Source organism: Novosphingobium gossypii (genome assembly GCF_050433305.1).
GTDB lineage: Bacteria > Pseudomonadota > Alphaproteobacteria > Sphingomonadales > Sphingomonadaceae > Novosphingobium > Novosphingobium gossypii.
In genome coordinates, this window is record NZ_JBNPXM010000002.1 from 98217 (window position 1) to 119302 (window position 21086).

17 protein-coding genes are annotated in these 21086 nt (G+C 65.9%); 11 read left to right on the top strand and 6 right to left on the bottom strand.

The genetic code is table 11. The features are described from left to right. Positions 1-12: 12 nt before the first annotated feature. Both GGR40_RS06070 and GGR40_RS06075 read left to right on the top strand, forming a co-directional pair. Positions 13-1899, top strand: a complete 1887-nt coding sequence (locus tag GGR40_RS06070) for a hydantoinase B/oxoprolinase family protein (protein WP_429275315.1) — start codon at positions 13-15, stop codon at positions 1897-1899. Next, positions 1896-2516 (top strand): isochorismatase family protein, encoded by a 621-nt coding sequence (locus GGR40_RS06075; RefSeq protein ID WP_429275316.1) that lies wholly within the window; start codon positions 1896-1898, stop codon positions 2514-2516. Before GGR40_RS06070 ends, GGR40_RS06075 begins: the two co-directional genes overlap by 4 nt. Positions 2517-3021: 505 nt before the next feature. Here the strand turns inward: GGR40_RS06075 and GGR40_RS06080 are convergent. The 5 genes from GGR40_RS06080 to GGR40_RS06100 form a co-directional block, all read right to left on the bottom strand. After that, positions 3022-5547 carry a TonB-dependent receptor gene (locus tag GGR40_RS06080; protein WP_429275317.1) on the bottom strand — a complete coding sequence of 842 codons (2526 nt, stop codon included), beginning with the start codon at positions 5545-5547 and terminating at the stop codon, positions 3022-3024. 297 nt (positions 5548-5844) lie between these two features. Then, a complete protein-coding gene (locus GGR40_RS06085; protein WP_429275318.1) occupies positions 5845-6819 on the bottom strand; it encodes an alpha/beta fold hydrolase in 975 nt (324 codons plus the stop codon). Continuing rightward, entirely contained in the window at positions 6816-8045 is a 1230-nt protein-coding gene (locus GGR40_RS06090) for an LLM class flavin-dependent oxidoreductase (protein WP_429275319.1), read from the bottom strand. The genes GGR40_RS06085 and GGR40_RS06090 overlap by 4 nt, the downstream gene beginning before the upstream one ends. Continuing rightward, complete coding sequence (locus GGR40_RS06095; protein WP_429275320.1) at positions 8042-8884, bottom strand: LLM class flavin-dependent oxidoreductase; 843 nt, start codon at positions 8882-8884, stop codon at positions 8042-8044. Before GGR40_RS06095 ends, GGR40_RS06090 begins: the two co-directional genes overlap by 4 nt. Further along, a complete protein-coding gene (locus GGR40_RS06100) occupies positions 8881-10182 on the bottom strand; it encodes a M24 family metallopeptidase (RefSeq protein WP_429275321.1) in 1302 nt (433 codons plus the stop codon). Before GGR40_RS06100 ends, GGR40_RS06095 begins: the two co-directional genes overlap by 4 nt. A 120-nt stretch (positions 10183-10302) precedes the next feature. On the opposite strand from GGR40_RS06100, the gene GGR40_RS06105 reads away from it, so the two are divergent. Genes GGR40_RS06105 through GGR40_RS06125 form a run of 5 tightly spaced genes read left to right on the top strand, consistent with a single transcriptional unit; the run spans position 10303 to position 15769 of the window. Beyond that, a complete protein-coding gene (locus GGR40_RS06105) occupies positions 10303-11172 on the top strand; it encodes an alpha/beta fold hydrolase (protein WP_429275322.1) in 870 nt (289 codons plus the stop codon). Beyond that, positions 11169-12563: an MFS transporter gene (locus tag GGR40_RS06110; protein WP_429275323.1), complete on the top strand. Its 1395-nt coding sequence runs from the start codon at positions 11169-11171 to the stop codon at positions 12561-12563. The genes GGR40_RS06105 and GGR40_RS06110 overlap by 4 nt, the downstream gene beginning before the upstream one ends. Further along, positions 12560-13375, top strand: a complete 816-nt coding sequence (locus tag GGR40_RS06115; RefSeq protein ID WP_429275324.1) for an alpha/beta fold hydrolase — start codon at positions 12560-12562, stop codon at positions 13373-13375. Before GGR40_RS06110 ends, GGR40_RS06115 begins: the two co-directional genes overlap by 4 nt. Further along, complete coding sequence (locus GGR40_RS06120) at positions 13362-14372, top strand: phosphotransferase enzyme family protein (protein ID WP_429275325.1); 1011 nt, start codon at positions 13362-13364, stop codon at positions 14370-14372. The genes GGR40_RS06115 and GGR40_RS06120 overlap by 14 nt, the downstream gene beginning before the upstream one ends. Before the next feature lie 2 nt (positions 14373-14374). Further along, positions 14375-15769, top strand: a complete 1395-nt coding sequence (locus tag GGR40_RS06125) for an MFS transporter (protein ID WP_429275326.1) — start codon at positions 14375-14377, stop codon at positions 15767-15769. 64 nt (positions 15770-15833) lie between these two features. Here the strand turns inward: GGR40_RS06125 and GGR40_RS06130 are convergent, their stop codons facing one another. Next, positions 15834-16661, bottom strand: a complete 828-nt coding sequence (locus GGR40_RS06130; protein ID WP_429275327.1) for an IclR family transcriptional regulator domain-containing protein — start codon at positions 16659-16661, stop codon at positions 15834-15836. A 347-nt stretch (positions 16662-17008) separates the two neighbouring features. Between GGR40_RS06130 and leuC the strand changes: the two genes are divergently transcribed. From leuC to GGR40_RS06150, 4 genes are read left to right on the top strand one after another with little or no spacing between them, the layout of a single operon-like run. Next, the gene (gene leuC, locus GGR40_RS06135) at positions 17009-18406 is read left to right on the top strand and encodes a 3-isopropylmalate dehydratase large subunit (RefSeq protein WP_429275328.1); all 1398 of its coding nucleotides are present in this window, start codon (positions 17009-17011) and stop codon (positions 18404-18406) included. Further along, positions 18406-18999, top strand: a complete 594-nt coding sequence (locus GGR40_RS06140; protein WP_429275329.1) for a 3-isopropylmalate dehydratase small subunit — start codon at positions 18406-18408, stop codon at positions 18997-18999. Before leuC ends, GGR40_RS06140 begins: the two co-directional genes overlap by 1 nt. Next, positions 18996-19850, top strand: coding sequence for an isocitrate lyase/PEP mutase family protein (locus GGR40_RS06145; protein WP_429275330.1), 855 nt, complete (start codon positions 18996-18998; stop codon positions 19848-19850). Before GGR40_RS06140 ends, GGR40_RS06145 begins: the two co-directional genes overlap by 4 nt. After that, a complete protein-coding gene (locus tag GGR40_RS06150) occupies positions 19850-20974 on the top strand; it encodes a zinc-binding dehydrogenase (RefSeq protein ID WP_429275331.1) in 1125 nt (374 codons plus the stop codon). The genes GGR40_RS06145 and GGR40_RS06150 overlap by 1 nt, the downstream gene beginning before the upstream one ends. Positions 20975-21086 lie beyond the last annotated feature (112 nt).

The window sequence follows — 21086 nt, forward strand, 5'->3', positions numbered from 1 at the left end:
GGGAGCAGACCCATGCCCGCACGTATCATCCAGGCTAACGAAACGCCGTTCAACAAGGTCGATATCGACCCCGTCACCCTCGAAGTCATCGAGAACGCACTGCGCAACGCGCGTGTCGAGATGGACGCCACGCTGGTGCGTACCGCCATGTCGCCCGGCATCCGCGAACAGGGCGACGCCTTCCCGCTGATCGCGGACCATCAGGGGCGCATGATCGTGGGCCAGTTCGGCTCCTACATCGGCCCGTTCCTTGATGGGTTCGACGGCACCGTCGAAGATGGCGACATGATCTTCCTGTCCGACCCCTACTCGGTCGGCGGCGCGATCAGCCACTGCAACGACTGGCTGGTGCTGCTGCCGGTGTTCAAAGACGGGCGCCTGATCGCCTATACCTCGATGTTCGGCCACCAGAGCGACATCGGCGGCATGGTCCCCGGCTCGATGCCGATCCATGCCACCGAGATCTTCCAGGAAGGCGTGCGTATCCCGCCCGTCAAGATCTGGAAGAAGGGCGAATACAACGAGGACCTCATCAAGCTGGTCATGCACCAGTCGCGCACGCCGGACTGGTGCAAGGCAGACCTCAACGCGCTGATCGCATCGTGCCGCGTGGCTGCGCATCGCGTGGTCGAAATGGCCGAGCGGTTCGGTGACGACGTATTCGTGTCGGCCACCGACCTGCTGCTGGATCGCAACTACCGCGCCATGCAGCAACTGATCGCCAGCTCGATCGGCGAGGAGAAGGTCAGCTTCGAGGACTACATCTGCGACGATGGCATGGGCTTTGGCCCGTACAAGATCAAGTGCACGATGTGGCGCGAGAATGGCCGTGTCGTCCTCGACTTCGACGGCACCGATCCGCAGAGCCAGGCGTCGATCAACATGTTCCTGAACGAGAACATGATGCGCATGTTCTTCGGCATCTACATGATCATGGTCTTCGATCCGCAGATCCTGTTCAACGACGGGTACTATCCGCTGATCGACGTGCGCATTCCGGAAGGTTCGCTGCTGAAGCCGAAGTTTCCGGCCGCGCTTTCGGGCCGCACCCACGTTCTGGGTCGCCTGTTCGACATTCTGGGCGGGCTTCTGGGCCAGAAGACTCCGGAGTTCCTGAACGCTGCCGGTTTCTCGTCCTCGCCGCACCTGTTCTATGCGGGCACCGACAAGGCGGGGAAGTGGTTCCAGCTGTTCCAGATCGGCTTCGGCGGCATTCCGGGCCGTCCGCTGGGCGACGGGCCGGACGGGCACTCGCTGTTCCCCGGCTTCACCAACGTGCCGAACGAGTTCCTTGAGCGCTACTTCCCGCTCGTCATCGAAAAGTACGAGACGGTTCCGGACTCGGGCGGTGCGGGCCTGCATCGCGGCGGCAACGGCATCAACATGGTCTACCGCTTCCTTGAGCCGGGCGTCATTGCCATCCACGACGACCGCTGGTTCGTGCCGCCCTGGGGCGTCAACGGCGGCCATCCGGGCAAGCGCGCGCGCAAGCTGCTGGTGAAGGCGGACGGCACCGAAGTCGTCGTCGGCAACAAGCTGGAGGACTATCCGGTCGAGGCAGGGGACGTGCTGCACTTCATCACCTGGGGCGGCGGTGGCTGGGGCGACCCGCTGGACCGTGATCCCGCGCTGGTGCTGAAGGAAATCGGCCAGGGCCTCGTCACCGTGGAAGGCGCGAGGGACTACGGCGTCGTCATCACCGGTGGCGCAGTGGACGAAGCTGCCACCACGGCACTGCGCGAAAAGCTGCGCAACGATCGCGGCGAGATCGGCGTCTTCGACTTCGGTCCCGACATCGAGACGCTGCGCAGGAACTGCCTTGCCGAAACCGGTCTTCCCGCTCCCACCGCGCCGCGCTGGAACCGCGAAGAGGTGGAACTGGCAGAGGCGGCGGAATGAGCGACCTCCTCGACGATTACAACCGTGGCGGCTTCGGCGGGGCCTTGCAGCCCGGCAGGAAGCCGGCGCTGCTCCTCGTCGATGTGGTCGTGGCATACCTGACGCCGGGGCAGCCGCTCTATTCGCCCCGCTTCGAGACGGCGCTCGCTTCGTGCGAGCGCCTGACTGCGGCGGCGCGGGCGGCGGGCGTGCCGGTGATCTTCACTAACGTCGTCTACCGCGCGGGCGGGATCGACGGCGGATTGTTCTATCGCAAGGTGCCGGCGCTGGAAGCGTTTCTGGAAGGATCGCCGCTGGGCGCCTTCCCGGACACGCTGCAGCCGCGTTCTGACGAAGTCGTGGTGACCAAGCAGTATGCCTCGTCGTTCTTCGGCACCTCGCTAGCGGCGACGCTCACCAGCATGGGAGTGGACAGCCTGTTCATCACCGGCTTCTCGACCTCGGGCTGCGTAAGGGCGTCTGCCCTGGATGCCTTGCAAAACGGCTTCGTGCCGCTGGTCGTCGCCGATGCATGCGGCGACAGGGACGAGCGACCGCACGAGGCGAATCTGTTCGATCTGTCCAAGAAGTACGCCGAAGTGCTCAGCGAGGCCGAGGCTATCGCGTTGATGGGTTGAGGGGGACCATCCTAGGGGATGGGGAGGGCACGCGAGCGATCGCGTGCCCTTTTTCATGTCTGCCGGCGGATTGCCGGGCCTCTGGCATGCGAGGTCATCCGCAGGCGAATGCGGACAATGACGCCGGAATGAAACGTCGCGGACGGGTTGCGGCCGACGCTGTGGGGCCGCCGGCGTCAGGCGACATGCCGTGTCTTGCCTTCGTTGCGAATGTCCGAAGAGGGGCAGACCTCAGGAAAACTCTTCGACACGACCCTGCGGTCCGTGGGGACGAAGGTGCGGGCTCGCATCCTTCCCTTCGATCCTTTTGATCCACGCATCCGATGTGGCTGTTGTCCGGTTTCCACAACCGGGCGCCGACCGCGTGCGAAGGAAAGGAGCATCAGCTTCACGCCCTCGCCCCGCCGCTGACTGAAACGATTAACCCAAATGGTTCTAAATGTCAATCTCCCATGAAAAAGGCCGGGGTTTCCCCCGGCCTTTCCGTGCTGCCTGAAGCGCGCGATCAGAAGGTGATCTTGGCCTGAACCCCGGCGGTGCGCAGATCGCCAAGCCCCAGCATCAGCGCCGAGGTGCGTGCCGAGTAAGGGAAGCCCGGCGAAAGGACGAAGTTGTCCGAGACCGTGAGCGGCGTCTTGTTGTTGAAGACGTTGTTCACGAACGCTTCCAGCGAGAACTGGCCGTGAGTGATCCCGACACGCGCATTGAACAGGTGCAGGTCCGGGGTCCGTGCCAGGTTCGCTTCGTTCGACCACACGCCCGACTTGAAATTCCAGTCCCCGCGCAGGAACCAGCGACCGTCGTCCCAGCCCGCGATGTCGGTGCCCACCTGGACGCCGACGTTGGCCGAATACTTCGAGGTGTTCTTCATCTCCTTGCCGGAGAAGTCGTAGATGCCGGTCAGCGCGCTGACGGTGGAGCTGGCGAACGACTTGATGTTGGAGTCGTTGAAGGCAGCGGCGGCATCGATCGTCAGGAAGTCGGTCGGGCGCCAGGACACATCGCCCTCGATGCCGCGCAGGTTCACCGAACCCGCGTTCATCGATGCGGTCACGAAGCTGAAGCCGGTGGGCTGCGTGGCGTCGGGCGCGACGATGATGGTCGAGTTGATCTGCTTGCGCCACTGGGCATAGTAGGCCGCCAGGGTGTAGCGCACGGTCGATCCGATGCGGCCCTTCAGGCCGATCTCGTAGTTGGTGATCTTCTCCGGCTCGATCGCCAGTTCACCGCCAGCATCCAGCGCCGCCTGCTGCACCGATGCGGCCTGCGACAGGATGTTGGTGTTGAACTGCGCCGGGTTCACGCCCTTGGCCCACGATGCATAGACCATCATGTCCGGTGTGATCTGCCAGTTGACGATCGCACGCGGGGTGAAGTTCTTGTACGTCGCCCGCGCGATTTCGGAGCCGCCTGCGTAGAACCCGGCCGGGATGAATGCGCTGGACGCCACGTTGAGACCGGCCGGACGCGCGAACGCCTGGAGCTTGTCGATCTGGTAGCGGCCCTCGAAGCTGGCCGAGATCGTATCAGTGATGTCGTAAGTCAGACCGAAGAAGAAACCGGTCGTCCGGTTGCGGCTGAGGCCGCCCGGCACGAGGCTGGATGCAGTCAGCACGCCGGTGCCGCCGCCCAGGCCCTGCAGCTGGTCCGCGCTGAGATAGCTGACGCCGGCCACGCCGCGGAACCGTCCGTTGGTGTAGGATGCGCGCCCTTCGAGCGAGAAGTCGTCGATCTTGCGTTCGATCAGGTAGGGGTAGTTGAAGAACCCTTCGCCATAGCACCCGGTTGTGACCGCGCCGCCGCAGGTCGGGCCGGTGAGCGCGCGGCCATCGTAGCTGTCGAGATCGATCAGCGTGGTCCAGACCTCGCGGTTGTAGCCGCCCAGCGCCGAGAAGGTGAGCTTGTCGGTCACGTCCCAGTCCAGCGTGGCATGTGCGTGCTTGGTGCGACGCAGCAGGCCGTAGCCCTGCACGCCTTCGCTGGGATCGACGATGCGGTTGGTGCCGATCGCCAGGAACTGCTTGATGTAGTCGCTGTTGACGTTGTTGGCGGTGACGGGGTTGATCGCGGCCGGAATGGTCCCGCAGAAATAGGCGTTCTGCACTGGAAGGCCGGCAGGCTGCCCGGTCACCGGGTTGAGCACGCCGCGCGTGTCGCCGGTAAGCGTACAGTTGGACTGGTTCTGCACGACGACCTGGCCGCTCGGCGTCCGGACGTCATAGGCGTAGAGGCGGGTCTGCGCAGAGGCGCCGTCCTTGTCCTCGCTCAGCATGCCGAACAGCTTGATGGTAACGTCCGGAGACGGCGTGATCGCCAGCAGCAGCGATGCGTTCTTGGTCGACTGGTCGCCCAGCGTGGTGCCGTTGTTGTTCTTCCACGAACCGTTGCGCGAGAACTGCTCGCCGTTGATGCGGAAGGACAGCAGATCCTCCACGATCGGGCCTTCGATCGAGCCGCGCAGGCGCCAGTTCTCACGCGTGCCGATCATGCCCAGCACTTCGCCGCCCCAGTCGTTGCCGGGCGCCTTGGTGACGACGTTGATCGCACCGGCGAACGTGTTGCGGCCGAAGTACGCGCTCTGCGGGCCCTTGATGATCTCGACGCGTTCCGGGTTGCTGATCGCGCTGAGCTGCGAGGGAGAGGACACCGCCACGCCGTCGATGAACATCGAGGTCGTGGTGGCCAGCGTCGTCGACGGCGTCATGCCGCGCATCACGACCTGCTGGAACGAGCGGTCGGCGTGGCCGGACGAACTGTTGTTGACGTTGATGCCGGGGGTCGATGCAGCCATGTCGGTGACCGAGACCACGCCCTTGGCGTCCAGCGTCTCGGACGTGATCGCCGTGACGGTGACAGGCACCTTCAGGATGTCTTCCCCGGTCTTGCGCGCGGTGACGATGATCTCGCCGCCTGCGGCGGGCGCTGCCGCATCGGCGGTCTGTGCCATTGCAGGCGTGGCGGCAGCCAGACCCGCGACAAGCGCGATGCTCGACAGGGTGGAGGCGAGATGCTTATGCGTTTTGCCGGTCATGTTCGTCCCTCAATTATTGTAGCGCCTTTCTGGCGGCAATTGTTGGTATGTTCCCTGCTTTTCCGCGAACTATACTTTGGATTATCTAAGATGGATGCGAGATGATGTTCTTTTTTACCGCTGAAGCTCGACTGACATCAGAGCAGGTGCGATCGTAATAAGAAGCGTGATAGAATTTCTCGCCGCAATGATTTGCGAATCAAGAACGTTTTATCGCAGTAAGATTTGACTTATATCAATGACAATTGAAGTGACTTGTCCCGAATGTTCGCCTGTCGGATGCAGCGCCCGCTTCGATCAGCCGGATGTGACTTTTCCAAGCCATGCATCGAGATCGCGCGCGAACTTGGCGGGCTTCTCCCACATTGGGAAGTGGCCGAGGTCCGGGTACTCGATCAGCGTGACGGGGGCATTCGTGAAGCGGGCGACCGACGCCTGCGCGCCTTGCGAAATCACGTCGTCGTAACTGCACCATTGCAGCAGCACGGGAACGTGGACGCTTTCCGCAACGGCACCGACATCGGATGTCCTGAACGCCTTGACGTTCGCCTGGATGTACTGCGCCTGCCGGTCCAGCGCGCCGGGCAGGTTGTTCATTTCGGTGATCTGGTCGACCATGCGCTCGGTCGGCTCGAAGCCGGGAGGCGTGGTGTCCTCCAGCATGACGCGCCAGAACCAGTGGGGCCGCCACCCCGGCAGCACCGACTTGAACACCGGCAGGCTCCAGCTCAGCCGCCAGTCCACCTTGCGGGTCTGGCTGGGACGCTCCAGCGGCAGCATGGAGAACGCCATCGCACGGGCATGGCCGGGATAGGCGCGGTTGTATTCCAGCGCGACGTTCGAGCCGTTGGACGTGGCGACGACGGCGAACCTGTCATGGCCAAGCTGCTTCATCAGCCCGTCCATCAACTGCGCCGCGCGCGGGGTGGAATAGACGCCTGAGGGATCGGGTCCGGTCAGCCCGTAAGGCGACCAGTCGAAGCGCACGATGCGATACTTGTCCTTCAGGATCGCGGCGACATCGTCCCATTCATGCAGGTTCACGATCGACCCGTGGAGCAGGACGACGACCGGAGCGCCGACCGGGCCTTCCTCGCGCACGTGCATGCGAACGCCGTCCACCGTGACGAAGCGCGATGGGCCGTCCGCCCAGCGCTTTTCCAGCGTTGCGCGGTCGGTCGCACCGGCTCCTGCCCGCAACGCCAGCACGGTGCCGCCGCCCAGCAGCGCCAGCGCGCCCAGCGTGGCGAGCGCGATACGTCCCGCCTTCATGCGGCCACCGCCTCGCGCGCGGACAGGCCCAGCGTTTCGCGCAAGGTGGCGCCGGGATAGTCGGTGCGCAGGCGACCGCGCGCCTGAAGGATCGGGACGACCCGTTCCACGAAGTCTTCAAGCCCGCCCGGCATCAGGCTGGGCTGCAGGGTGAAGCCGTCGCACGCCCCGGCATCGCGCCATTCGATCATCATGTCGGCCATCTGCTCGGGTGTGCCGATGAAGACGTTGTGGCCGCGCGGATGGCGCATGAAGTTGGCGGCGAAGGCGCCCAGCGGGGTTCCCTTTTCCGCCCCCGGCGTGATCGCGCGGGCAACGTCTGCGGGCGGCAGCAGGGTTGCCGCCAGGATCGCATCGACCGGGATCTGGCCCAGCGGGTCGAAGCCGGTCAGGTCGCAGCAAAGCGATTCCGACAGGTATTCGATCGCCAGCGCATCGTCGGCAAGGTCGAGGATCGCAGTATGTTCGGCGCGGGCTTCTTCTTCGGTGCTACCCAGTACGCAGGAAAGCCCCGGCATTATCCGCACCCCGTCGGGATTGCGACCGACGCCCGCCACGCGGGCGCGCAGGTCGTTGCGAAAGTCGATACCCGCATTGATCGAGGCAGCGGGGCAGAAGATCGCCTCTGCCGTGCGGGCGGCGAAGTCGCGGCCGTCGGGAGACTGGCCCGCCTGCACCAGAACCGGACGACCCTGCGGCAGGGCGGGGCCTTCACGGTCCATCTGTGCCCAAAGTTCGCAGGCCCGCGCGACCACTTCCACCGCGTTGCGATAGCGTGCGTCCTTGGGCGGCAGTTCCCTTTCGCCGAAGTTGGGCGCGGTGTCCGGGTGGGCGGTGGTGACGATGTTCCAGCCGGAGCGGCCGCCGGTGATGCGCTCCATCGTGCCGAAGCGTTCCGCCAGCATTTCCGGGCTGTTGTACGTGGTGGACACCGTGGCGACCAGACCGATGTGCTGCGTCACGGCGGCCATCGCGGTCAGCAGTGTCACCGGGTCCAGCGTCGGCATCGCCAGCCGTTCGGGCGTGCGGCCACCGGCGCCGCGCGATTGCAGCTGGTCGCCGAATACGATGGCATCGAAGCGGCCCTGCTCGGCCAGTCGGGCGACGCGGGCGTAGTAGTCCATCGAGAACACGCCTTCGGGACGTGCCCGCTCATGCTTCCAGCCGGTCGGGAAAAAGCCGATGCCCTGAAGGAAGGCCCAAAGGTGAATCTGGTTTTGCATCATGCGATCTCCGGGATCACGGCGCCGCCGGGCTGGTTGGAGGCGGTGGAGGGAAGGGGCAGGCCAAGGCGGGCGCGCAGGTCACCTGCGGGCCGGGGCGTCAGCAGCGCGGCAAGCTTCGCACCGATCTGCGGCAGCAGGGTCAGCGCATCGTCCAGCGTGAAGTGCGCGCCGTCGATCTCACCGGCATCGAAGCGCCGAGACAGTTCGGCAACGTCGGCATCGGCGTTCACCTTGAGCAGGCGCCTGGTGGCCTGCGGTGCCGGCTCGCCTTCGACGAAAAGCGCGATGTCAGCGTCGTGCACGGCGATGGGATCGTCCCCGTCTACCACCAGCAGCGGATGGCCCAGCGGCGGGCGCAGCGCGTTGACCGGCCCGGCCACCTTGAAGAACGGCCCTTCATGGTTCGATGCCCTGACCTTCAATGCATCGAGATAGCGCCCGCCCGCCTTGTCGAGGATCAGCGTGTCGCTGCCCCAGCCGTCCCACAGGGCGCGGGCGGCGGCCACCATGTCCTCGGCCATTCCCACGGGCGCGCCCTCTGGCACGACCGACCAGCCGATGCGCCCGGCGGCCAGGAAATCGACCGCCGACAGGGCGCGCGCGACGTGGAAAGGATGGGCGTTCGACGCAGGCACGGTGGCGACGATGCCCAGTGTCTTCGTCACCGGCGCTGCCCAGGCGACTATCACCTGTGCATCGAACGGACGCGCGCCCGAACGGCCCAGCATGAGCAGGTCGAAACCGGCGCCCTCGGCAGCCTGCAGCACGGCGCGGGCATGGTCGGGTACGGCAAGCGTCGCATCGGCCACGGAGGCGGAAAGGATGAAAGGTCTGGTCATACGATGATCACCGCTTCGTGAAGGGGATGGATGGGTTCGCAGCCGGTCTCGGTGATGCGAACGAGGTCTTCGCAATGGGCCGATCCGCCGATGCCGGTATCGAGCGTGGGGCAGTCGACCGAGAGGATCATGCCCGGCTCGATCACGATGTCGGGCTTGCGCCAGAAGCCGCCGTGGACTTCGCCCGGTTCATCCGTGTGGGCGAGGCCCACGCTATGCGGACCAAAGCCGATGGCGGCTTCGTACCCGGCGGCGCGGATGGCGTTTTCGCCGATGGCGGCGATCTCGGAATAGCGCAGGCCGGGGCGCAGCTTTTCGCGCACGGCCTGCCAGCCGAATGCGGCGGCTTCGGCCGCGCGGCGGGCGGCGCGGGTGGGTTCGCCCACGAAGACGGTGCGCGCGAAATCGCCGTGATAGCCCAGAAACTGGCTGACGCCGTCAAGCATCAGGGTCTGCCCGTCGACCACTTTCGTGCGCGAGAGGTCGGACGATACGCGATCGACGTTGAGGAACAGCGCGGTATTGCCGCGCGCCGCGCACTCCATGCGGTAAAGCGCCTGCAGTTCCACATGCGTGGCTCCTGCGCGGATCGCATGGCCCACGGCGTTGAGCGCGTCGACGTTGGAGCGGGCCGCGCGCGCCATCAGGGCATGTTCCAGCGGCGACTTCACCAGCCGGATTTCGCGCAGGATATTGTCCGCCTGCACCATCGTGCCGGGATGATCGTGCCGCTGCGCCACCTGCGCGATGACGGCGTGGTCGAAGCCGATGCGGCCCTGCCACAGCCCAAGTCCGCCCATCGCCGCAACGATGGCCGCACCTGCATCGCCATGCGCGATCATCGCGCCTGCGGTCTGTGCGGAGATGGCGGCGCGGTGTGCTTCGGCAGGGGTAAGGCGGGTCGGATCGCGCTCGGGCAGGACCGGGCCGTTCGGCACCGGCGATGGTGCCTCGTCTCCTTCGTCCCCGAGGTGCGTGTAAAGCCAGAGCGCGACGTCGCGGCGATCGCGTCCGTCCGCCCAACTGTAGTGGTGCAGGAACCGGCTCGTCACCAGTCCCGGCTGCTCGGGCCGTTCCCGTGCCAGCAGCGCGAAGGTGCCCGGCGGCTGCCCGGGCCGGGTGCGCCCGATCTGCGGCCAATGGCCCAGCGCGTGGAAGACGTTAAGCGGATCGCCCAGCACCAGCCCCGCCAGGTCATGCCGTTCCATGACGGCCACCGCGCGGGCGAGATTCATCGGCCCTTCGCGCTCCAGCGCCGCCAGCAGGGCATCGTCATCGGGAAGGAAGCTCGTGTCCATGGACATGGATATGAACACGACAGAGCGCGTCTCCTGCCCGCAGCTGAAGAACTATTCGCCTGCCGATAATATTTCTCTTCAACCGCTGGTGCGTCCGGGGACTGCGATAGCCTGCGTGGCATGAACCCGAACGACCCGTCTTCGCCTGCGCAGATCGAGCGCGCCTTCGTGCGTCTTGAAGAAGGCCAGCTTCACCTGCGGCGGCTGCCCGCTGCGGAGCCGGGCCATGTTCCCGTGCTGCTGCTTCACGCCTCGCCCGCATCGTCGTGGTTCCAGCAGGATCTGATGCTGGCCCTGCGTGCGGCGGGCTGCCGGGGAGAGATCGTCGCGCCCGACACGCTGGGCAATGGCGATTCGCCGCCGCCGTCCCCGGATGAGCCGGACATCGCGTACTTCGCCGGGTCGATGGACCGGCTCTGCGATGCGCTGGGCTTCGGTGAAGTGGACGCTTATGGTACGCACACCGGCGCGCGTATCGCCTGCGAACTGGCGGCGGGGCACGAAGGGCGCGTGCGGCGTCTGGTGCTGGACGGGATCACCGAATACGACGACGATCTGCGCGATGCGGTGATCGCCAACTACGCCCCCGTCGTGGAGCCGGACGAATATGGCCGCCATCTGATCTGGGCGTTCAACTTCTGCCGCGACCAGGCGCTGTTCTTCCCCCACTTCATGAAGGATGCCGGCCACCGGCTGGCCGTGCCGATGCCGCCGGCCCACATCCTCCACCGAATCACGCTGGACGTGCTCAAGACGCTGGACACATACCCCAAGCCCTACATCGCTGCATTCCGGTACCGCGCATTCGAGCGGATGGCGCACATCGCCGCGCCGACGCTGCTGCTGAAGCCGGAAACCGAACTGGCGCTGCTCAATGCATCGGTGGCGACGGCGATGGGCCTGCTGGCAGACGGGCATGAAGCGTCGACCGGCGGCTCTGCGCAAGCGAAGGCGGCGGCGATCGCGCCGTTCCTGGGAGCGTCCGCATGAAGATGGACACCGCAACCGGCGCGCAGGCGCGGCTGAGCATCGGCACCTGCGTGGGCTTTGGCATCGGCACCGTGGGCGTGTCGATCATGCTCAATGCGGTGACGACGTATTTTCCCGCGCTGATGTCCACCGTTCTGGGTCAGTCGCCAGAGATCGCGGGCTATCTGCTGATGATCTCCAAGCTGGCCGACGCGGTTATCGACGTGGTGATCGGTACCCTGTCCGACCGGGCGCGCACGCGCTGGGGACGCCGCAAGCCGTTTCTGGCGGCGGGGGCGCTGCTATCCGCCATATCGTTCCTGATGCTGTTTGCGCCGCCCGTGATGGGGCAGGGCGCCCTGCTGGTGTGGATGATCGCGGCGCTGGTGATCTATTCGACCGCGTACTCGCTGTTCAACGTTCCCTACATGGCGCTGCCTGCGGAGCTGACCGACGGGTTTCACGAACGCACCCGGCTGATTTCCTTCCGCACGGTGTTCGTCTCGATAGGCCAGCTGCTGGCGATGGCGGGCACGGCCTGGCTGATCCAGAGCGGCGGCGCAGGCCGCGCGGGCTTTGCGACGATGGGCCTCGTGATGGCGCTCATCATCGGCGGGGCGATGACCGCAACGGCGCTGGCCGTTCCGGTGCAGCATGGCGTCGCCCCGGCAACGGGATCGCACCTGCCTGGCCTTGCCCAGATCCGCGCCATCGCCCGCAACCGGCCTTTCATGATGCTGCTGGGCGCGAAGGTGTTCCAGTTCCTCTCGTTCGCCTCGGTCGCCTCCACGATGCTGCTCTACATGCTCAACGTGGTGGGCGTAGGGTACAGCGGGCAGATCGTGATGGCGGTGACGCAGAACGTCGTCACCGCATTCGCCATGCCGCTGTGGGTGTGGAGCGGCAGGACCATCGGCAAGCGCCGCACCTATCTGGCCGGGGTCGTCATCTTCTGCCTCACCACGCTGAGCTGGCTGTTCGCGGATACGTCCATCACCACCACCGGCATCGTGCTGCGCGCGATCACCGGCGGGCTGGGTTCGGGCGCCATCATCCTGATGTCGATCTCGATGCTGGGCGATACGCAGGCGTACGACCGCGCGCTTACTGGAGAAGCGCGCGAAGGGCTGCTGTCCAGCGCCATCGCTGTGGTCGAGAAGGTCAGCTTCGCGCTGGGCGTGGCGGTGCTGGGCGTGTTTCTTCATGCGCTGGGCTACGTGCCGACCACTGGCGGCGCGATCGTGAAGCAGCCGGAAAGCGCCATGCTGGCGCTCAAGCTGGGCTTTGCGGTGATCCCCTCGATCATGTTCGCGATCAACGGCCTGTTCCTGTGGGCCTACGACCTGGACGAGGACAAGTTCGCCGCCGCGCGCCTGCGCAGCGAAGAGGGGCTGGGGAACACCGCGCTATGATCCGCCGCGCCTACACCACCTGCCGCCACGGCCAGATGCACTACCGTACCGCCGGCACTGCGGGAGCGCGCACGCCCATTGTGCTGCTGCATCAGAACCCCTCGTCCTCGTTCGAGTACGAGCCGCTGATCGGCGCCCTTGCCGCCGACCGGCTGGTCGTGGCGCTCGATACGCCCGGATACGGCATGTCCGACGCGCCGCCTGCGCCACCGGGCATGGCGGGATACGCGGCAGCGTTCTCGGACGCTCTCGATGCCCTGGCCGTTGAGGGTATGCTGACCGGTCCCGTGGACCTCTACGGCTTCCACACCGGCACGCTGCTGGCCTGCGAACTGGCCATCGCACGGCCCGACCGCGTGCGGGCGCTGGGCCTGACGGGCATTCCGATGTTCGATGGGGACTCCCGCGCCAAACGCCTTGCGGATGCCGAGAACTATCCCCCGCTGGATGAGGAGGGCACTGTGCTGCGCGACCTGACGGCAGGCCTGTGGGCTTATGTCGTGGGCAAGCGCAATCCCGGCGTGCCGCTGGACAAGGCCGCGCTCAACTTTGCCGACAAGGCGCGCGTGATGGACCGCTTCACCTGGGCCTACAAGGGCGTGTGGACATGGGACTTCGCGCGCCTCGAACAGGTCCGACAGCCTGCAGTGCTGCTGCAGCCGGCGGAGGATCTTCACGCCGTTTCACGGGCGGCGGCCGCGCGCCTGCCGTCCTGCCGGGTGGTCGAGATGCCCGATCTCGACCGCGACATCTTCGATATTGCACCAAAGAGAATTGCTCATGAACTGCGAGACTTCCTTGACCGCCTCTGACCTTCCGCTTGCCGAAGTATCGCATTCGGTCCTGCATCCGGACTTCATCGTTCGCGAAGTGGCGCGCCGCTATTCGCTGAAGGGCGAACTGACGTGCTTCCTGCTTTATCGCGGAATGAACGACGTCTATCTGGTTCAGGACGCGGAGGCGAAGTACGCGCTGCGCGTGTGGCGCAAGACCTACCGCGATGTCGATGACGTGGCGTATGAACTGGATTTCCTGGATTACCTGCGCCGCGCCGGGTTCCCGGCATCGGTCGGCGTGCCGCAGAACGACGGCGCGCTCTACTTCAAGGTGATCTCGCCAGAGGGCGAACGCGCGATTGCTCTCTACGACTGGGCGCCGGGTGTGAAGTTCGGCGATCGCCTGTCCGAAGAGACCGCCTTCCGCATCGGTGCGGCGATGGCGCAGATGCACCTGCATGGCTACGAATGGGCCAATGCGCAGGCCGGCGGCAAGCACCGGTTCTCGACCGAGACGGCCAAGGACTACAACATCTGCATGCCGGCGCTGATCGACTTCGTCTACGATCGCCCGGACGATCTGCGCGATTACCCGATCATTGCCGCCAACCTCGACAGGCGCATCGACGAGATGGCGGCGTCGGGCAAGGTGCCGCTGGGCGTGTGCCACCGCGATTTCCACCCCAGCAACGTCCACGTCGACGAAGACGGAAGGATCACGCTGCTGGACTTCGACGCGGCGGGCGAGGACTTCCTGATGCAGGACGTCCAGAACTTCGTGTGGGGCAACCTGTTCTACGGCTTCGATCCCAGGATCGGCGAGGCTTTCGAGGCGGGCTACGAATCTGTGCGGCCCTTCACGCCAGAAGAGAAGGATGCCATCGAAGTGTTCCTGATGGCAAAGTGCCTGCGCCTTGTCGCCGGGATGGCGCATAGCTCCACGGCGGTCGGGCGCGGCACGCTGCGGTTCCGCAACCTCGACTGGCTGGGCGACTACATCAAGACGCGCGCCCGCGCTGCCGGGCTGCTCTGACGATGGCCGGTCCGATCGCTCTGGATATGACCGAAGGCGGCGCGACCTTTGCCGAGGACGCCGCACGGCCGGGCACCAAAGGCGCCTGGACGATGGTGATCATGCTGTTCCTTGCAGGCATCCTGTCGATCATCGACAGGGCCGCGTTGAACATCCTGGTCGATCCGGTGCGGGCCACGCTGGGCATCGGCGACGAGCAGATCGGGCTGCTGCAGGGGCTGGCCTTCGGGCTGTTCTACGCCTTCATGGGCATCCCGATGGGCCTTGCCGCAGATCGCATATCCCGACGCAACCTGATCGTCGCGGGCATCACCTTGTGGAGCCTCGCGACGATCGGCAGCGGTCTTGCGCAGTCGTTCGGTTCGCTGTTCGTGGCGCGCCTGATGGTGGGTCTGGGAGAGGCGGCTCTGGGCCCGGCGGCGATCTCGCTGATCGCTGACCTGTTCGCGCCCTCGCGGCGGGGAAGGCCGATTTCGGTCTACATGATGGGGCAGGGGCTGGCGAGCGGCATTGCGATTTCGCTGACCAGCCTGATCCTTGCCGCAGCGGGCGCCGGGGTGTTCACGGGCTTTCCGGTGCTGGGCACGCTGGTGCCGTGGCGCAGCGTCTTCGTCATCTTCGGCGCGTGCGGCCTGGTCATTGCGCTGGCCATGCTGCTGCTGACGCGCGAGCCGCCCCGGCAGGGTGCGGCGGTGGGCGGCCCCGCGCGGGTGCCGGGCGCGGCGGAGGCGGCATATCTGAGGCGCAACCGGGGCGTGCTGCTGCCGCTCTACTTCGGCTTCGCCACCTGTTTCACGGTGGCTTACGGCGGCGCATCGTGGGCGCCCTCGATGCTGCTGCGCAGCTATGGGGCGACGCCTGGCTATCTGGGGGCTTGGCTGGGGCCGCTGTCGATGGCCTTTTCCGCGATCGGGCCGCTGGTCGGCGGCACTCTGCTGGATCGCTCGATGCGCTCGGGCGATACGCTGGCGCGCTTCCGGATACTGGCCGTCGCGCCGCTGTTCGCGCTGCCGTTCACGCTTTCTGTACTGGCGCACGAACTACACTTCGCGACGGTGCTGGTGGCGTCGGCCAACGCGGTTTTCTCGGTCGTGGGCACGGTGATGTTCGCCACCCTGCAATCGGTGGTGCCGCCGCGCATGCGGGGTAGTTCGATCGCGCTGACGCTGGTGCTGAACACGATCCTGGGCGCAAGCCTTGGCCCGCTCATGGTCGCGAGCGTTACCGAGCGGGTGTTCGGCGATCCCGCCAGTGTGGGCTGGTCCATCGCACTGGTCTGCGTGCCGTTTCTGCTGGTGGGGACCGGGCTCTACGCCCTTGCCTTGCGCGCCATCCGCAAGGCCCATGCCCGCGGCGACAGCGAGTGCGCGCGGCTGCTGGCGGGCGAGGCATTCTAGAAAGCGCAAAAAAACGCCCGGCCTATCGGGGCCGGGCGTTTTTCATATCGGCTGGTGACAGTCCTCAGTTGAGAACGGGCATGTCCATGTCCATGTCCATGTCCAGATCGAGGAGGTCGCTGCGGTTCATTTCCTCGCTGATCGCTGCGGCTGTCACCTTGAGGTCGGCCAGATGGCGCTCCACCGCTTCGCCCTGCTTCATGGCGGCGGCGAAGTAGATCATCGTCAGCGCCGCTTCGAACTGCCCGTCGCGGAAGATGGGCACGGCCACCGACGATGTCTTGCCCGGCGTCAGGTTATGCTGGCCCCAGCCGATCGCGGCATAGCCTTCGTCGCGGATCTTGTTGAGCGTGTTGACCGAAACATAGGCGGTCTGTTCCTGCTCTCCGGGCGAACCGACCAGCGACACCCAGTCCATCATCCGGTCAAGCTGTTCGGGCGTCATGTGCGCCAGGCAGACGCGGCCCGATGCGCAGTCCATCAGCGGCAGGCGGAAGCCCGGATAATACCGCTCGAACGTCAGCGAGGTATCGGCATGGGTGGAATCGCGCACGACCATGTGCGTGCCGACACGCACCGTCAGCGACACGGGCCATCCGATCTTCTGCGTCAGCGCGCGCATGTGGCGGCGGCTGTGCTCGACAAGAAAGCTGTCCGCCTGAAAGCCCTGCGACAGCGACTGCACCAGTGCCGTCGGCCGATAGAACTTGCGTGCCGGTTCCTGTTCGATGAGCCCTTCATGCATCAGCGTCTGCACGATCCGGCAGGCGGTAGGGTAAGGGATGCGCCCGCGTTTCGAGATCTGCATCATCGACAGCGAACCCATCTGATTGATTTCCTGAAGTATCGAAATAGCGCGACAGACAGCGCGGATCGGTACACCTCGTTCCATAGCTTCAACCCCAGTCTTGTGTTTTTGACCGGACCCTCATCCGGTGCTTGTGAAGCTATCGTTACGGTTTCACTTACCACCTGGCGAATGCTTTTTTCCCCGCAGGGTGAGCACAATTTCCGCACACCGGTCAAAAACCGGCAGACTTGCACGGTTTCGGCGCGATTTGACTGAGATGAAATGTTATTGAAATAGGACAAATGAAAGCTGGGTGGTTTGCTAAAAGGCCGCATCGGGCGAGTTGGGGGCAGCGAATCGCCGGTTCGACCAAGCCCGATTATCCGTAGAACGGACAGGCCGTGCCGATCGCTCGACGCTGCCGCATCCGGGTTCCAAGGCATGAAGCGATGAACAGCCACACCACTCCGCGCACGCTCTACGATCGCCTCTGGGACGCGCACACCGTCGTGCGTGGGGATACCGGAAAGGATCTGATCTACATCGACCGGCATCTGCTGCACGAAGTGAGCACGCCCCAGTCGTTCGAGCTGCTGCGCGACAACGGCTTGAAGGTGCGTCGTCCCGTCACCCAGCTTGCCGTGCCCGACCACGCGGTGCCGACATCGGAACGCGGCGGGCAGATCCGGGGTGAACTGGCGCGCAGGCAGGTGGCGCTGCTGGAAGCCAATTGCGCGGCTTTCGGGATCGAGTATCTGGCGCTCGAGGGCGATCGGCAGGGCATCGTCCACGTCATCTCGCCCGAGCAGGGCTTCACGATGCCGGGCATCTCGCTGGTATGCGGAGACAGCCATACCGCGACGCACGGTGCATTCGGTGCACTTGCTTTCGGCATCGGGGCCAGCGAGTGCGGCACGGTCATGGCCACGCAGACGCTGTGGCAGGCGCGCAACCGGAACCTGCGCGTTCACTATTCCGGGCAGTTGCAGTCCCATGTCACCACCAAGGACATGATCCTGGCCCTGATCGGCACGATCGGCGCGGGCGGCGGCATCGGCCACGCGATCGAGTTCACCGGGGAGGCGGTGCGCTCCGCATCGATGGAAGCGCGCATGACGCTGTGCAACATGGGCATAGAGGCCGGATCGCGCGTGGCACTGGTCGCCCCTGATGATACCACCTTCGCCTGGCTGAAAGGTCGCCCCCGTGCGCCGCAGGGCGCGATGTGGGACCGTGCCGTGGCGTATTGGCGCACTCTGCGCTCCGATGACGACGCGGTGTTCGACCGCACGGTGGAGATCGACGCCGCCGCCATCGCGCCGCAGGTCACCTTCGGCACGTCGCCGGATCAGGTCATGGCGGTGGACGGGCTGGTCCCGCAGGCACCTGCGCGGGCGCTCGATTACATGGGGCTCGAAGCCGGGCGTCCGATCGCCGGGCTAGACGTCGATTATGCCTTCATCGGCAGTTGCACCAACAGCCGCATAGAAGACCTGCGCGCCGCCGCGCAGGTGATCCGGGGCCGCCATGTGGCGCAGGGGGTGACCGCGATGGTCGTGCCCGGCTCGACCGCCACCAAGCGGCAGGCTGAGGCCGAGGGGCTGGACCGGGTGTTCGAACAGGCCGGGTTTGCCTGGCACCATGCAGGGTGCTCCCTGTGCGTGGCGATGAACGGCGATTTCGTACCCGAGGGCAAGCGCGCCATCTCCACTTCCAACCGCAATTTCGAAGGCCGTCAGGGCGCCGGAGCCCGCACGCACCTCGCCAGCCCGGCGATGGTGGCGGCCGCAGCGATTGCCGGGCATATCGTCGATGTGCGCAAGGATCTGCAGGGGGAGTACGCCTGATGCCCGGCTTCACGCCTTTCACAGCACCCGCCTTCGTGCTGGATGAGGACGACGTTGATACCGACATCATCTTCCCCGCCCGCTTCCTGCTTCATACCGAGCGCAAGGGGCTGGCGCGTTTCGCCTTTCACGACCGGCCCGCGCTGCTCAACGCCTATGCCAGTGCAGGCAGCCCGCCGATCCTGCTGGCCGGCGCGAACTTCGGCTGCGGGTCCAGCCGCGAACACGCCGTGTGGTCGCTGGACGGCATGGGGCTGACCGCGATCTTCGCGCCTTCGTTCGGCGAGATCTTCCGCGGCAACTGCGCGAACAACGGCATCGTCGCCGGTGCGATTGCGCCCGAAGCGCTGACCGCCTTGCAAGGTCTGGTCGCCGACGGACATGCCCTGTCCGTCGATCTCGCCGCGCAGAGCGTGACGTGCGACGGACAGGATTTCGCCTTCACCGTTCCCGACAGCGACCGCGAGATGCTGCTCGCCGGATGGAACACCACCACCCGTATCCTGGCCCTGCACGGGCAGGACATCGATGCATTCGAAAAGGCCCAGCGCGACAGCGCCCCGTGGCTCTGGACAGAGGAAGACGAAGCATGAGCGCAAATGTTCTGAAGACCAAGCTGGCCGAGGGCAAGTTCTTCACGGTCCCCGGCGTGCACGACATGATCGCCGCCCTGATGGCCGAGCGTGCCGGCTTCGACGTCGTCTACGGCAGCGGCTACTGGACGACCGCCTCGGCCTATGGCCTGCCCGACACCGGCATCGTCAGCTATACCCAGATGCTAGACCGGATGGCGACGATCAAGCGCACCATCGGATCGGCGCTGATCGCCGATGCCGACACTGGTTTCGGCGGGCTGCTGAATGTCCACCACACCGTCAAGGGCTATGAACAGGCGGGCATTTCCGCGATCCAGCTTGAGGACCAGGAGTTCCCCAAGAAGTGCGGCCATACCCCCGGCAAGCGCGTGGTGGCGACGGAGGAGATGGTCGATAAGATCAAGGTCGCGGTCGAGGCGCGCGAGGACATGCTGATCATCGCCCGCACCGACGCCTACCAGAGCTTCGGCCTGGACGAGACGCTGCGCCGCCTCGAAGCCTACGACAAGGCCGGCGCCGACATCCTCTTCCCCGAAGCGGTGACCTCGGACGAGGAGATGCGCAAGGTCTGCGAGACGTTCGGCAAGCCGGTGCTGGTCAACATCGCCAACGGCGGCGTGACCCCGCCGCATAACGCGGATGTGCTGGCCGAACTCGGCTTCGCCTTCGCGATCTATCCGTCGCTGACCAGCCTGGTTTCGGCGCGGGCGATGGAGCTGGCGCTGAACCAGCTGCGCGACAACGGCGTGGGTGAGCCGACCGATCCGGGCCTGTTCGACTTCAGGGAGTTCTGCTCGCTCGTCGGCTTCGAGGAAGTCTGGGCCTTCGACAAGAAGTGGGCGCGGTAATGAACGGAAAGACCCGCGCCGCCGTGCTGGCCCAGTCGGGCGGGCATGCGAAACCCTACGCCGCCAACGCCCCGCTGCGCTTTGCCGAGCTTGACCTCGACGCACCGGGGCAGGGCGAAGTCCGCGTGGCGATCGACGCGGCAGGGCTGTGCCATTCCGACCTGTCGGTGGTGAACGGCGACCGCGTGCGCCCGATGCCGATGGCGCTGGGCCACGAAGGGACCGGCATCGTCGAGGCACTCGGCCCCGGCGTCACCGGGCTGGAAGTGGGCGACCGCGTGGTGCTGGTGTTCCTGCCGTCATGCGGGCGCTGCACCCCCTGCCTCTCGGGCGAGGGATACCTGTGCGAGGCGGGCGCAGCGGCGAACGGCCGTGGCGAGCTGATCGGCGGCGGCTTCCGCCTGCACGAATGCGGCACGGACGTGCACCATCACCTGGGCGTGTCGTGCTTTGCGACGCATGTGGTGGTTGACCAGCGTTCGGCCGTGAAGGTCGACCGTGACATTCCCGCCGAAGTCGCCGCCGTGTTCGGCTGCGCGGTGCTGACGGGCGTTGGCGCCGCGATCAACAGCGCCGCGATCCGGGCTGGCGAGACGGTGGTGGTCTTCGGTCTCGGCGGCGTGGGGCTTGCCGCGTTGATGGGCGCGGTGGCAAGCGGTGCGGCGACGGTGATCGGTGTGGATCTGGCGCCGAACAAGGTCGCGCTGGCGGGTGAACTTGGCGCCATCGGCACCACCCCGGACCAGCTGGACGCGGTGATGGCGCAGCATCTGGGCGGCAAGGCCGATGTCGTGATCGAGACCGTAGGGAATGCCAGGGTGCTGGCCGGCGCCTACACTGCCGCGCGCCGTGGCGGCCGTGTGGTCACCGTGGGCCTGCCCGCGCCCGAGGCGCGGCTCGACCTGCAGGCGCTGTCGCTGGTGGCCGAGGGCAAGACGCTGATCGGCTCCTACATGGGATCCGCCATCCCGGCGCGCGACATTCCCCGCTATGTGGCGATGTGGCGGGCGGGGCGCCTGCCGGTGGATCGCCTGATCAGCTCCACTCACAGGCTGGACGACCTGAACGAGATGCTCGACGCGATGGATCGCGGCGAGGCCATCCGGCAGATCATCCGTTTCTGATTTCGGCCCGGAGGGTGTTCGTGGCACCCTCCGGGCTGACCAACTGGCGATCAAATCCCTGTTGCACCTCAAGAGAAACGCGATTCTGGATCATGCTCCTCTCGGCCAGCAA